The following is a 14,639-nucleotide window of genomic DNA, read 5'->3' as shown; positions in this document are numbered from 1 at the left end:
AAGCTAACTGACCTGGAATTTGTTTTTAACAAGACCAATGCGTTGGAAAAACAGGAGCTGATAAATATGGTGTTTGATCAAAAACTCTACTATCAGGAGGGTATGTATCGAACCCCGACAATGATTGATTTACTATCGCATAACTGCTTGATAATGAGAGAGAAAGGCTTGCTGGATTATCAAAAAAAACGGGGGAATTTTTCAATTCCCCCGCTCAGCGGTCCGGACGGGGCTCGAACCCGCGACCCCCTGCGTGACAGGCAGGTATTCTAACCAACTGAACTACCGAACCGTATTTCCTAAACGTTGCTGAAACTTTATTTCCCTCATCGTTTGGGACTGCAAAGGTAGGAACATTATATTTGCGTGTCAAGAGTTAAACAAAAAAAAATATGAAAATTTTTAAACCTACCCAGAACGAGTATAATGCTCAATCACAACAAAATATTTATGTTCAGGCAGTTACATCTGAAAATGCCCTGCAAACAATGGCTGAAAATATTTCAATTGTGGATAACTTTTTCAAATCTTTACCCGTAGAAAAATATTTTTACCGCTATGCAGAAGGCAAATGGACTCCTTTAGAGGTTTTAGGCCACCTTATTGACTGTGAAAGAATACTCGCTTATCGTGCTATGTGTATTGCTCGCGGCGAAAAACAGTCGTTGCCCGGATTTGAGGAAGCTGATTACGTAAATGCCACTAATTTTAATAAAAAAAGTTTAAGAAGTTTACTTTTACAATACAAAGCTCAAAGAAAATCTACTATTTTGCTTTTCAAATCGTTTAGCCAAAGAGAATTATCCAGAATAGGGCTAGCCAATAACTGGTCTATTACACCACGGGCAATAGCTTGGATTATTGCTGGCCATGAATTACACCACCTGAATATCCTGAAAGAGCGTTATCTGTAAAACTTCATCATTATGAAAAAAAACTTTTTACTCTTTTTATTGACTCTAAGTCTGGGTAGCTATGCCCAAAACATAAGCGTAACCGAAAAAAAAGTAATTGAGCATATAAGAGCTAATATTACCCAAACTGAAAAGTTACTCGAGCAAGTGGTAAATATCAATAGTGGCACCCTGAACCACGAGGGTGTAAAAGCAGTAGGGCAAATATTCAGACAAGAGTTTGAAGCAATGGGCTTTACCACAGAGTGGATTTCATTGCCTGATTCGCTCAATAGAGCTGGGCATCTGGTAGCGTACCGAAAAGGCAAAAAAGGCAAAAAATTATTTTTAATCGGGCATCTTGATACAGTCTTTGAAAAATCTATGCCTTTTACACCTTTTACCCGCCTGAATGACTCTACGGCTACGGGTCAGGGGGTAAATGACATGAAAGGAGGTGATGTCATGATTATTGCAGCTCTTAAAGCACTTCATGCACAGAAACTACTTAATGATACCTCAATTACTGTCTATTTTACGGGTGACGAAGAAAGTTCTGGAAAACCTACCAGTATTAGCCGTAAAGACTTTATTGACCGAGCCAGAGAGTCTGACATCGCTTTGGCTTATGAAACGGCTCAGAGCTTTAATATTGCAGCCACAGCGCGCAGAGGAGCCAGCGGATGGGAATTAATTACTCATGGCAAAACAGGACACTCTTCGGGCATTTTTAGCCAGAATATGGGCTATGGTGCCATTTACGAAGCTGCACGAATATTAGATGCTTTCAGAGAAACACTAAGCCATGAAAAATACCTGACTTTTAACCCGGGTGTAATTACTGGCGGAACCGAGGTGAGTTATGACCCCGCCTCAGCCAAAGGTGAAGCCGTTGGCAAAACTAATATTATCTCGCAGAAAGTAATTGTAACCGGCGACCTACGTTTTATTAGTGAAGCTCAGAAAGAAGCCGCCAGAGCCAAAATGCAGGCCATTGTAAACAATAATCTGAACGGAACTAAAGCTGAAATAAAATTTACTGACGGTATTCCAGCAATGGAACCTACGCAAGCCAATACCGACTTGTTAAAAGTGCTTAGCAAAATAAGTCTCGACCTGAATATGGGCGAGGTTAAAGCAGGTGACCCTGGTTCTCGTGGGGCGGGCGATATTTCTTATATTGCACAATATGTGCCGTGCCTTGATGGGCTGGGGGCTTCGGGTAAAGGTGCTCATGCCCCTGGCGAAGCCATCAACCTGAAAGAATTTCCGGCTTTAACCCAACGCACAGCTTTACTCATTTACCGACTAACAAGATGAAAATAAAAGAACTGACAGCTTATCTTGAAAAAATAGCCCCCCTACCCTATCAGGAGTCTTATGACAATGCAGGACTAATTGTAGGCAACCCGAACCACGAAGTCAAAGGTGTTTTGGTTAGCCTTGATTCGACTGAAGATGTGGTGGAAGAAGCCATCCAGAAAGGCTGCAACCTAATTGTGGCTCATCACCCGATTGTTTTTAAAGGTCTAAAGAAAATTACAGGTAAAAACTATGTAGAGCGTACAATTATCAAGGCTATTAAAAACGATATAGCTATTTATGCTACACATACTAACCTCGACAACGTTGTAGAAGGTGTAAATTTCAAAATTGCCGAAATACTGGAATTACAACAAGTAAGAATTCTGGCTCCTAAAGGAGACATTCTGATGAAACTGGTGGTTTTTGTGCCAACAGAATACACCGGACAACTGCTCGATGCACTGTATGCCGCAGGTGCTGGCGAAATAGGTAATTACAGCCAATGTAGTTTCAGAGTTGAAGGAAAAGGCACATTCAAACCCAATTCAAAGGCGAATCCTGTTATCGGGCAGGCCAATTATCTGGAAGAGGTAGAAGAAAATCGTGTGGAAGTAATTTTCCCTGCTTACCTTAAAAGTCAGATACTGGCCGCCATGCGCCGAGGCCATGTATACGAAGAGGTGGCCCATTATGTTACTTTACTTAATAACCAACATCAGGAAGTAGGTTCGGGCGCATTTGGGGTTTTGGCAAACCCTATGGCAGAAACAGATTTTTTAGCTTATCTGAAACAAAAAATGAATGTTTCTGTTATTAGGCATACGAGCCTGTTTAACAAACCTATCCAGAAAGTAGCCGTATGTGGTGGAGCGGGAAGTTTCCTTTTAAACGATGCTATCAGGTCAGGAGCCGACATATTTATTACCGCCGATTATAAGTATCACGAGTTTTTTGATGCCGAAAATTACATTATCATTGCAGATATAGGACATTATGAAAGCGAGCAGTTTACAAAAGAGTTGCTGAAAGATTATATTTGCAAAAAAATCACTAACTTTGCAGTCCATTTGTCGGAAACTCCCACAAATCCAGTAAAATATTATTATTAAATATTCGTTCATACAGCTAAAAAGTGTCAGTCACTATTAGCCTTAATTACCAAACAAAGGTTTAAAATCAAGACGCCCCGCCGTAGCGGTTCATATATTATGGAATTAACAGTTGCACAAAAATTAGAAGCCCTTCTTAAGCTTCAATCAATTGATTCTGAATTAGACGAAATAAAAAAGCTACGTGGCGATTTGCCCGACGAAGTGCGTGACTTAGAAGATGAGGTTGTTGGGTTTGAAACACGTATTGGCAAATTTAAAAAAGAAGTAGAAACTTTAGATGCTGAAATCAACAGCTACCGTCTGAACAAAAAAGACGCTGAAAAACTGATTCAGAAATATAAAGACCAACAAATGAATGTTCGCAATAACCGCGAATACGATGCCATTTCGAAAGAATTAGAATTACAAGAGCTAGAAATTCAATTAGCAGACAAACGCATTAAAGAAGCTGATTTTAAAATCAGAAATAAAAATGCCGAAATCAGTGAGGTAGAGTCGGCCATGAACAGCCGCAAGAAAGACCTTGAAGCAAAACGCAAAGAACTTGACGTGCTAATTGCTGAAAGCCAAGAAGATGAGAAAAAACTGAACGTTGATAGAGACAAAGCTGCATCGAACGTAGAAGAGCGTTTAATCAATGCCTATAATCGTATCCGTAGCAACGCTGGTAACGGTTTGGCAGTAGTAATGGTCAAACGTGGTGCTTGTGGGGGTTGCTTCAACATTGTTCCGCCTCAACGTCAGGCAGATATCAAAGACAAGAAAAAAATCATTGTGTGCGAACACTGTGGCCGTATTCTTGCCGATGTAGATGCCATCGAAATCAGCAGAAAATAATACCAATGTGATCTCATATATCAGCCAAATTTTCAGCAAAAATGAAGATTTGGCTTTTTTATTTTCATTTCCGTTACTTTTGTAGCCTGAAATCAAATTCTTCAATTCTGGTGCTATTGTTTTCTGACACAACCAAAATATTTCTGCTGAGAATTTTTATCGGTACTTTGCTGATACTGCCAGTTTCTGCATGGGCTTATGATTTCACTCCCGATTTACAGAAAGCATACAGCGAGATATTTAAATTGAGAATTCAGGCTGGGAAAGATCTGCTCGCAAAAGAAAACCCACAAAATCCTTTCAGGGTTTATGTCGAAAACTATGCCGACATGATAGAGGTACTTAACTCGGAAGATGAGACCGCTTACGAAAAACTTGTATCTAAGGAAGACCAAAGGCTCGAAGCTATTGAACAGACAGATAGAAAATCGCCTTATAACCGCTTTTTACGGGCTGAAATCAAACTTCACTGGGCATTGCTTAAAATACGCTTCGGACATGAAATAAAAGCGGCGTGGAATGTTATTCAGGCTTATCGCTTGTTAGAAGAAAACCAGAAGCTCTTCCCACATTTTCTGCCTAATTTCAAATCTATGGGGTGCCTGCATATTCTGATTGGCTCTATTCCTGAAAATCAGCAATGGGTAAGCAATTTTCTTGGTTTAAAAGGAAACATTCAGGAAGGGTTAAAAGAACTCGAAATAGCTTCGACCGACAAAGTATGGGGGTTAGAAGCTAATTTCTGCTTACTGTTCATACAGGCATATATATTGCAGTATACCGACAAAGCCAACACTCAACTATTACATGCTGTTGAGGACCACCCCGATAACCTAAATCTTAATTTTCTGGCTACTGCCATATCTTTAAAAACCGGACGCACCGACCAAGCCATTCAATTACTAAAAAAAAGCCCTTATAATAACTCATACCTCTATTTTCCGGTATTTGAATTATATAAAGCCGAGGTAAATCTTTACAAAAGCAATTATAAACAGGCCACCAGTGCTTACCTCAACTATCTGAAAAACTTTAAGGGAAAAACATTTGTAAAAGATACCTACTACAAACTTTTTTTATGTAGCTGGTTTGAGGGTGATGAAAAAAGAGGTATCTCATATATTAACAAAATTCCTACCGCAGGTAGCACCATAGCCGAGGCAGATAAAGCAGCGCAGAAATTTTATGAAAACTATGCCAGAACAAATACGCTACCTAATCAGGCTTTGATAAAAATGCGATTGGCTTTTGATGCAGGTTATTATAATGAAGCGCGCGAAAAAGCCGAATCGCTATCAGAAAATAGTTTTTCTACCACCAAAGATAAAGCTGAGTTTAATTACAGAGTTGCCCGGATTTACCACAAAATGAGTGATACTGCAAAAGCTATCCAAGCCTATCAGAAAGCCATTGTACTTACCGACGCCCACAAAGATGCACAATGGCATTTTGGCGCAAGCGCAGCATTGCAACTAGGTTATATTTTTCAGGAACAAAACCAGCGTTTAAAAGCCCGAACTTATTTTGAAAAAGCCATTTCGTACAAAAAACATGAATACAAAACTTCGATAGACAATAAAGCCAGAGCTGCTTTAACAGCCATGAAGTTTTAACAATTGTTATTCTTCACCACCATTCTGCCTTTATACAAAAAAGAGTTGCAGCAATCTTCAGTTAGCTGCAACTCTCGCAATATATAAGGCATTCGAGCTAACAATTAAAAAACTAGTTCCATTCCCAGTTTATCTTTTAAATCCCACAAAGCGGGGTTTTTATTGGCCAAATACTCAAATTTTTCCTGAGCCGTATATGGTCTTCGCTCTATCTGTGTCTCTACTATTTCGGCGGCTATCTGAATGCCTGAGTTTTCTAGCTGCTGACGCAAAAAGGTTGCCAAATCTTGCTTTATCTGAGTTAGTAAATCCATTTGTACCTGATTATCCAGCCGTAATTTTAAAAGTGTTCCTTCCAGACCAAACTCTCGTTTTAACATCACTTCAAGAGTAGCATTATTCCGTTCTTCGGCAAATCGGTATAATGCCCTTTGTAATTGCTCTTGCGTAAAACTTTTTTCTTTTGCAACAAATACGGGTTGGCTCTCGGTCTGTTTAGGTTTTTCGTTGGCACCCGGCACAGGCAAGTCAATATTAGTAGACTTAAATTTCGATGGCGTTACGGTTGGTCTTGGCGTAAAAACCGGTGTTTCTCTTACCTGTGTAGTAACAGAAGGCGTAGCCTGTGGCGCGTAAGTGGCAACAGGATTAACCGCCGGAGGCTGGTTGGTTATACTCTGCATAACCTGTGTGGGTTTGGCAGGTATTTCTGTTACATTACTCTTTTTTTTTTCTTCCCCTACAACCGCAGGAAGTTCGCTCAAATTCAGCACATTCTGAATCTGCGATAACTTCATCAAGCCGATTTCGACGTGCAAACGTTGATTTTTTGCAGCTTTATAGTTTATGTCCAGATGGCTTCCTACACTCAGAGAAGACAAAATATAACCCAATGGTAAATTAGATGCTTGCTCCAGATAGCGTTTCTGAATTGATTCTGCTACTTGCAACAGCTTAACGGTCTGAGGGTCTTTACTTACCATCAGATTCCTGAAATGTTCGTTCAACCCAACCACAAACTGGTGGCCATCAAAACCTTTTTCAAGCACATCGTTATAAAGCAACAAAGCTCCGGTAATATCGCCTTTATATAGAAAATCTGTCATTCTGAAATAATAGTCGTAATCCAGAATATGCAGATTGTCTAAGACTGATTTATAAGTAAGCTCATTACCTGCCGCAAAGGTCACGTTCAGGTCAAACATCGACAAGGCATCACGCAAGCCACCGTCAGCTTTCTGTGCAATAAGCTCTAAAGCCTGATAATCAGCCTGAATATTCTCTTTTCTGGCCACATTTGCCAGATGGTCGGCTATGTCTTTTATCTGAATACGGTTAAAATCAAAAATCTGGCAACGACTCAGAATTGTAGGCAGAATTTTATGTTTTTCGGTAGTAGCCAGAATAAAAATGGCATAACTTGGGGGTTCTTCCAGCGTTTTAAGAAACGCATTAAAAGCTGCTTGTGACAGCATGTGAACCTCATCTATGATATATACTTTATATTTGCCATATTGAGGCGGAAACCTGACTTGGTCGGTCAGGTTTCGGATGTCTTCCACCGAGTTATTCGAAGCGGCATCCAGCTCATGAATATTAAACGAGGCATTGTTATTAAAACTCTTGCATGATTCACATTCGTTACAGGGCGAAATGTCTTCACCAAGATTCTGGCAGTTAATAGTTTTGGCTAAAATTCTGGCACAGGTGGTTTTACCTACCCCACGCGGCCCACAGAATAAGAAAGCCTGAGCCAGATGATTTGTTCTGATGGCATTCTGGAGGGTAGTTGTGATATGAGACTGCCCTACTACGGTATCAAACGTAATAGGACGATATTTACGCGCTGAAACTACAAACTTTTCCATGCTGCAAGTTACTAAAAAAATAAAAGAACGGCTAAAATTACCTCCGCGATTCGCACGTTTTCTTTAGCTTTGTAACATTATTTTTTATTTCTGATTAGTTAAATATATTTTGTTGTATGCTTAATAAGCTATCTATCAAGGCATTTAATCATGTAGCTTTACAGGTAATCGATGTTAACCGAAGTGCCGATTTTTATACACAAGTACTTGGCTTGCAGGAAATCCCGATTCCTGCCTTCGACTACCCCGTCAGATGGTTTAGTCTAGGCCAAAACCGTGAATTACATTTAATTGGCAGACAAGAACAAGGCAGCATTTCAACGGGTATCAGAGGGAACCATTTTGCATTAGAAGTGGCAGATATGCTGCAAGCCGAAAAACATCTGCAAGAATATGGAATAAAGTATATGCCCGTCAAGCTACGTCCTGACGGCATCAAACAATTATTTTTAACCGACCCTGACGGGCATTACATTGAATTGTGCGAAATGTAGACCATTTCTTTCTAACACTGGAAAACAATATAAAAAAAGCCATGAAGCCAGTAATGTTCTACCTGCTTCATGGCTTTTTTTAGGTTAATATCGGCTTTATCACCTTCCCTGCTACATCTGTTAAACGGAATGGCCTACCCTGAAAGAAATAAGTGAGTTTCTCGTGGTCAAAACCCAACAGATGCAAAATTGTGGCTTGTAGGTCATGCACATGGGTGCGGTCTTTTACGCCATAATAACCTAAGGGGTCAGTTTCACCAAAGCTCATACCTTTTTTAAGGCCACCACCTGCCATAAATACCGTAAAAGCATCGAGGTGATGGTCACGACCTTTAAAGGGTAAAGTTTGCCCGTCGCGGTTTTCCTGCATAGGTGTTCTACCAAATTCGCCTCCCCATACCACAAGCGTTTCATCAAGTAAACCACGCATTTTCAGGTCTTTTAGCAAGCCTGTTACAGCGCGGTCGGTAATCTGGCAAAGCTCTTTGAAGCCCCCATCCAGAGACAAACGCTGGTCGGTCCCGTGCGAATCCCACCCCCAATGAAAAAGCTGTACAAATCTCACCCCATTTTCAACCAATCGTCTGGCTAAAAGGCAGTTATTAGCAAACGAAGCCTCTCCTACCTGCGCCCCATACATATTACGGAGCCATTCTGGCTCTTTACTTATATCCATTACTTCAGGTACCGACATCTGCATTCTGAACGCCATTTCATATTGCGAAATACGCGTTAATATTTCGGGGTCTTGTACCTCTTCGTATTGTTGCCGGTTAATTTCATTAATGGCCTCAATGGTCTGTTTTCTTATATCACGGCTCATTCCGTGTGGGTCTGATACATAAAGTACAGGGTCTGCGCCTGTTCTACATTGCACCCCCTGATATATCGATGGCAAGAAACCATTCCCCCACACACTTTTTCCGGCATCGGGGCTTCTCCCGCCTGATGCCAACACAATAAAACCAGGTAAATTCTGGTTTTCAGTGCCTAAGCCATACATTGCCCATGACCCCAAACTTGGCCTCCCTAAACGTGGGCTACCCGTGTGCATTAACAATTGAGCAGGGGCATGGTTAAACTGGTCGGTGTACATTGCTTTCAGGAATGTGAGGTCGTCGGCTACATCGGGCAAATACGGCATAAAATCTGAAATATAATTACCCGACTGCCCATGTTGCCTGAACTGTGCCAATGGCCCCAGCATTTTAGGAACGCCTCTGATGAAAGCAAATTTTTTCCCTTCCAAAAACTCCTGTGGACAGTCTTTCCCGTCATATTTAAGTAACTCAGGCTTATAGTCAAAAAGCTCTAGCTGTGAAGGCGCACCAGCCATGTGGATATAAATAACCCTCTTGACTTTCGGAGCGAAATGTGGCGTTTTGGGTAAAGTAGGGTCTGTTACAAGCGCATTTTCAGAGGAGCTACCCGAAAAACACCCACCCATTAATGAGCCTAATGCAGCAACACCCAAACCGGTAGTACAGGTCTGCAAAAAATGCCGGCGTGTCTGATAAAGACCTTCGGTCTGGAGAAACTCCTTAATTAATTTTTCCATGAGGGTTTGAATAGAATCAAGACAAATATACTAAGCAATCTGTAAATCTGTTTTACAAATAGATTAAAATCTACCAGACACCGAGCCATTAGCGTTAAAAATTAATCTGAATCTTTCGTATTTTTGCAGTATGAAATATGAATTACAAAAAACTGACAGCGGCTCTAAGGCCAGAGCCGGAAAAATCACGACCGACCACGGCGAGATACTCACGCCTATTTTTATGCCTGTTGGCACGGCCGGAACCGTAAAAGCTGTGCATCAGAGAGAATTAGAAAACGACATAAAAGCCCAGATAATTCTGGGTAATACGTATCATTTATACTTACGCCCGGGGCTGGATATACTTGAACGAGCAGGGGGCTTACATAAATTTAATGGGTGGAATCATCCTATACTAACCGATTCGGGTGGGTATCAGGTGTTTTCATTAAAAGATATTCGGAAGATTTCGGAAGAAGGAGTAAAGTTTCAGTCACATATTGATGGCTCAAGACATTTGTTTACGCCCGAAAGTGTCATGGATATTCAAAGGGTAATAGGTGCCGATATTATTATGGCATTTGATGAATGCGCCCCCTACCCTTGTGATTATAGCTATGCAAAAAAATCAATGGAAATGACTCACCGCTGGTTAAAACGCTGCTGCGACCGATTCGACGCAACCGAGGGGCTTTATGGGTATTCTCAAACGCTTTTCCCTATTGTGCAAGGAAGCGTTTACAAAGATTTACGTATCCAGTCGGCCGAGTTTATTGCAGCGCAAAATCGTGAAGGCAATGCCATTGGTGGCCTAGCCGTAGGAGAACCTGCCGATAAAATGTACGAAACCATTGATTATGTAAACGATATTCTGCCTAAAGAAAAACCTCGCTACCTGATGGGTGTAGGTACCCCTGAGAATATTCTGGAAAGTATTGCTCTAGGCATTGATATGTTTGACTGCGTGATGCCCACCCGCAACGCCCGTAATGGCATGCTATTTACCACACAAGGTATTATCAATATCAGAAATGAAAAATGGAAAGATGATTATAGCCCGATTGATGAAAATCTCGGAGGCTATGCCAGTACTTTTTACAGTAAAGCCTATTTACGCCACTTGGTTAAATGCGACGAAATTCTGGCGGCTCAGATAGCCAGTATTCATAACCTTACATTTTACCTGTGGCTTGTAGGGCAAGCCCGCGAACATATTCTGGCAGGTGATTTTACCGAGTGGAAAAAGGGAATGGTAAAAAAGGTGATGGAGCGGTTGTAACAAAATAGTTTAGTTCTGTTTTGTAAATAATAACTACCTAAAGCAAGGTACAATAACTTATGCAGCAAGTGTTGCCAGCAAGATATTGTACCTTGCTTTTCATTTTTTATCAAACTAATACGGGTGGATTTTTTATATGGATACTCTCAAAAGAGATTCTTTAAAAAAATTTATGCAATTTCTTTTGTTACTGCATCAAATAGAAAAAGAACATATACTATGAAAAAAATCATCTTACTGTGTTTGATTACACAAGCACTTTGGGCGCAATCTAAAACTATTACATCGAATATCGAAAAAGTAACTGTCTTTCTCAATGGCGCACAGGTTACACGCTCGGCAAAAGTGTCTTTACCTGCTGGTAAAACCGAACTCGTGTTTAAAGGCATTTCACCACAGATTGATAAACAGAGTATTCAGGTAAAAAGTGAGGGCAGATTCAGTATCTTATCGGTTACGCACCAGTTAGGCAGCCTTCTGGATAAAACACAACAGGAAGAAATAACCAGACTTGAACTACAAAAACGCCAGATTGAAGAAAAAATAACTTTAGAGCGAAACTATCTGCTACTTTTTAAACGTGAAGAAGAAATGTTACTTAAAAATCAGGTAGTAGGCGGGCAACAGGCAGGCACAAAAGTAGCCGACTTAAAAGAAAGCATCCAGTATCAACGACAACAGATGCAGGAGGTACTACTTAAAAAGCTAGAATTTGAAAAAAATATTCAACGATTTGAAGAGGAAATAAAAAAAATCAACCAACAAATGACCGAATTCAATTCAAAAAAAGATGTTCAGATGTCAGAAATTGTTGTTACCGTATTAGCCAAAGAAAAAATTGATAATACTAGTATTAGTGCCTCTTACTTTGTAAAAAATGCCGGATGGACTCCCACTTATGACTTCAGAATTGAAAAACTAAATCAACCCATTAGTCTTACTTATAAAGCCAGTATTTTCCAGTATTCTGGCGAAGACTGGAAAGAGGTTAAAGTTACGTTGTCAACCGCAAACCCATACAAAAGCGGCACCGCACCTATTTTACAAAAATGGGTAGTAGGCCAGCGAAACGATTACAGCGAGTATTACCAGAACATAAATCAGGCAGATGCCATGAATATAAATGCCAATCAGGCCGAAGTATACGGGAAAGTTACGGCAAAACGCGACAAAGCTCCACTCCCTGGCACACAAGTTCTTTTAAAAGGTACTACACTAGGTACCAGTACTGATATCAACGGAAATTATCGGCTTACAATCCCACCAACATTGTATGGAAAAAAAGCTGTATTAGTTTTTGAATTTATCGGGTATAAGGGTATTGAAAAGGTTATTTCTTCTAATAAGATGGATGTTGTTTTAGAGGAAGACTCACAGCATTTACAAGAAGTAGTAGTTGTGGGCTATGGTATGTCAGGAGACCTGTCTGGCAGAGTAGCTGGTGTAAACGTTACGCAGGATAAAAGAACAGTTCCGCTTGATATTTCAGAAAATGATACCCCAACAAGCCAATCGTTTGAAATCCTGATTCCATACACAGTTTTGTCTGATGGCAAGGTATATACCGCTGAAATTAAAGAAGAAAGTATTCCGGCAGCTTTTGAACATTTTTGTGTACCGAAGATTGACACCGATGTGTTCTTACATGCTCATATTATAGGCTGGGAAAAATACAGGCTTCTGCCAGGTGAAGCGAGCTTGTTTGTAGAAAATACGTTTATAGGTAAATCAAAGCTGAATTTGTTTAATAAAGATACCCTTAGTTTATCATTTGGCCGTGACAATAGTATTCTTGTTAACCGTACCAAGATTAAAAGCTATCAGAAAAAACAATTGATTGGTAGTAATAAAATCGAACAGTTTTCTTATGAAATTATAGCCCGTAATACTAAAAGCGAAGCTATTAACCTGCTCATAGAAGACCAGTTTCCTACCTCAGATAACAGAGACATAAGCATTGATGAGAAGGAAGCTCCAGAAGCAGAAATAAACTCTGAAACGGGTAAAGTAAAATGGCGACTTAATCTTGCTCCTGCTAAAGAATACAAAGTTTCATTGAAATATAGTATAAAATCGCCCAAGTCGGGAATGGTTATCTCTGAATAAACTCACGCTTTCACAAACTGCTGCTTGAACGAGGGCAAGGCTATGCTTTGTCCTCGCTATTTTAAAGAGCCTGTTTACTTTAACTTACTCACAAACTTATTGCCTTTAATATAAAACCTATAAAGCAAATCAGCCCCTTGCGTAATGCCTATTCTGGTAGTAGTAACGATTTCAAAATCCTCGTTATCGGGGGGAATACAATAAAATTCATCGGCATAGAGGGGTAGAAAATTAAAATCAGGGGTAATACCCATTGCAGTTACTAGTTTTGCGGGGCCGCTACACAAATTTTTTATATCTTTCGTACCTCTTCTTGTTTGCATCAGTTCAATACCTTCTACTGGTTCTAATGCCCTTATTAAAACAGCCTCGCCTATATTTTTTTCACCACTTACAATATTAAAGCAATGGTATAGGCCGTAAATCAGGTAAACATACGACACCCCCGCACCTTCAAACATAGCGGCGTTTCTTGGTGTTTTTTTCCTGTAAGCGTGGCAGGCAGGGTCGTTGTGCAGATACGCCTCGGTTTCTACTATAATTCCGGCCGTTCGCCCTTCTTGGCTATCATGAACAAGCGTGCAGCCCAGTAATTTTTTTGATAGGCTTACTGTATCATATTTTTCGTAAAATTCTTTGGGAAGAATGTGCGGCATCTGTACTTTTGGTAAAATATTCTGATTCAAATGTATAAAAAAATCCTTTGGTTTCTATTTATTAGCCCTATTTGCTTCGCTCAATCATTTTCAGCTAAAGACTCACTGGCTGTTACAACTGCAAACTGGAAATTACAAGACATTGGAGCAGGTATAATCTGGAAGAACTATCATTTTAATCAGAAAGAGTTGTTTGATGCTAACCAGTCGATTAATATTCTTGAAACTCCTCTAAAAAACCGGAGAGTTAAATTCGGCCTTGTCGCGGCCGATAAAAAACAAACTGATACCGAAGCTAAACGTTTATTGCTGCCTACGAGTAAAATAGCCTCAGGTGTAAATGCCATAGCCGCCGTAAATGCTGGCTTCTTTGACACAAAAAATGGCGGAGCCGTTGATTTCCTAAAAATCGATGGCGAAATTATGGATACCACTCGGGTAATAAATGTTCCACGCTTGCCTACCCATAGTATTTCGGCAGTAACTATCCATAAAAACAAAGTAAAAATTATTAAAGGCGACCCTCAAACAGGCTGGGAAAAGAAATTAAAAGAAAAAAATGTTTTACTTACTGGCCCGTTGTTATTGCTTGACGGTATTAAACCGCCACTTGAAAAAACCGCTTTTAACGATAACCGCCACCCCAGAACCTGTGCCTGTATCACTAACGATAAAAAACTTTTACTTATTACAGTTGATGGCCGAAGCAGCCAGTCTTATGGCATGACCCTCCATGAATTAACGAATCTGGCCAAAGCCCTGAATTGTAAAGATGCCATCAATTTTGATGGAGGCGGCTCTACAACTATGTATATTAACCACCAGCCCGACAACGGCGTGGTTAATTATCCGTCAGACAATAAATTATTTGACCACGCCGGCGAACGTGCTGTAAGCAATATTTTTGTACTTTTGAAAAAGTAATTTTTTGACGTT

At 40.2% G+C, this 14,639-nt stretch carries 12 protein-coding genes and 1 tRNA gene; 9 read left to right on the top strand and 4 right to left on the bottom strand.

From position 1 onward, the window contains the following. Positions 1-218: 218 nt before the first annotated feature. Positions 219-292, bottom strand: a tRNA-Asp gene (locus WAA15_RS19950). Between the two features lie 100 nt (positions 293-392). Between WAA15_RS19950 and WAA15_RS19945 the strand changes: the two genes are divergently transcribed. The 5 genes from WAA15_RS19945 (at position 393) to WAA15_RS19925 (ending at position 5,760) form a co-directional block, all read left to right on the top strand. Then, positions 393-914: a DinB family protein gene (locus WAA15_RS19945; RefSeq protein WP_337044594.1), complete on the top strand. Its 522-nt coding sequence runs from the start codon at positions 393-395 to the stop codon at positions 912-914. A gap of 12 nt (positions 915-926) precedes the next feature. Beyond that, entirely contained in the window at positions 927-2,213 is a 1,287-nt protein-coding gene (locus WAA15_RS19940) for a M20/M25/M40 family metallo-hydrolase (RefSeq protein WP_337044593.1), read from the top strand. Continuing rightward, positions 2,210-3,307: a Nif3-like dinuclear metal center hexameric protein gene (locus WAA15_RS19935; protein WP_337044592.1), complete on the top strand. Its 1,098-nt coding sequence runs from the start codon at positions 2,210-2,212 to the stop codon at positions 3,305-3,307. The genes WAA15_RS19940 and WAA15_RS19935 overlap by 4 nt, the downstream gene beginning before the upstream one ends. 99 nt (positions 3,308-3,406) lie before the next feature. Further along, on the top strand, positions 3,407-4,147 hold the full coding sequence (locus tag WAA15_RS19930; protein WP_337044591.1) for a zinc ribbon domain-containing protein: 741 nt from the start codon (positions 3,407-3,409) through the stop codon (positions 4,145-4,147). 41 nt (positions 4,148-4,188) lie between these two features. Next, positions 4,189-5,760, top strand: a complete 1,572-nt coding sequence (locus WAA15_RS19925) for a tetratricopeptide repeat protein (protein ID WP_337044590.1) — start codon at positions 4,189-4,191, stop codon at positions 5,758-5,760. A 104-nt stretch (positions 5,761-5,864) separates the two neighbouring features. Here WAA15_RS19925 and WAA15_RS19920 read toward each other — a convergent pair whose 3' ends face one another. After that, a complete protein-coding gene (locus WAA15_RS19920) occupies positions 5,865-7,628 on the bottom strand; it encodes a DNA polymerase III subunit gamma/tau (protein WP_337044589.1) in 1,764 nt (587 codons plus the stop codon). Between the two features lie 116 nt (positions 7,629-7,744). Between WAA15_RS19920 and WAA15_RS19915 the strand changes: the two genes are divergently transcribed. Further along, on the top strand, positions 7,745-8,122 hold the full coding sequence (locus WAA15_RS19915) for a VOC family protein (protein ID WP_337044588.1): 378 nt from the start codon (positions 7,745-7,747) through the stop codon (positions 8,120-8,122). Between the two features lie 79 nt (positions 8,123-8,201). Here the strand turns inward: WAA15_RS19915 and WAA15_RS19910 are convergent, their stop codons facing one another. Next, the gene (locus WAA15_RS19910; RefSeq protein WP_337044587.1) at positions 8,202-9,680 is read right to left on the bottom strand and encodes a DUF1501 domain-containing protein; all 1,479 of its coding nucleotides are present in this window, start codon (positions 9,678-9,680) and stop codon (positions 8,202-8,204) included. Between the two features lie 130 nt (positions 9,681-9,810). On the opposite strand from WAA15_RS19910, the gene tgt reads away from it, so the two are divergent. Together tgt and WAA15_RS19900 are read left to right on the top strand one after the other, a co-directional pair. Beyond that, positions 9,811-10,941 carry a tRNA guanosine(34) transglycosylase Tgt gene (gene tgt / locus WAA15_RS19905; RefSeq protein WP_337044586.1) on the top strand — a complete coding sequence of 377 codons (1,131 nt, stop codon included), beginning with the start codon at positions 9,811-9,813 and terminating at the stop codon, positions 10,939-10,941. Between the two features lie 219 nt (positions 10,942-11,160). Next, a complete protein-coding gene (locus WAA15_RS19900; protein ID WP_337044585.1) occupies positions 11,161-13,047 on the top strand; it encodes a mucoidy inhibitor MuiA family protein in 1,887 nt (628 codons plus the stop codon). A gap of 74 nt (positions 13,048-13,121) precedes the next feature. Here the strand turns inward: WAA15_RS19900 and WAA15_RS19895 are convergent, their stop codons facing one another. Continuing rightward, entirely contained in the window at positions 13,122-13,703 is a 582-nt protein-coding gene (locus WAA15_RS19895; RefSeq protein WP_337044584.1) for a DNA-3-methyladenine glycosylase, read from the bottom strand. Between the two features lie 30 nt (positions 13,704-13,733). On the opposite strand from WAA15_RS19895, the gene WAA15_RS19890 reads away from it, so the two are divergent. Continuing rightward, entirely contained in the window at positions 13,734-14,627 is an 894-nt protein-coding gene (locus tag WAA15_RS19890; protein WP_337044583.1) for a phosphodiester glycosidase family protein, read from the top strand. Positions 14,628-14,639: the final 12 nt, after the last annotated feature.

This window comes from Emticicia sp. 17c (genome assembly GCF_037153985.1).
Taxonomy (GTDB): Bacteria; Bacteroidota; Bacteroidia; order Cytophagales; family Spirosomataceae; genus Emticicia.
Note: the sequence above shows the minus strand (reverse complement) of the source record. Positions and strands in the feature narration are given on the sequence as shown.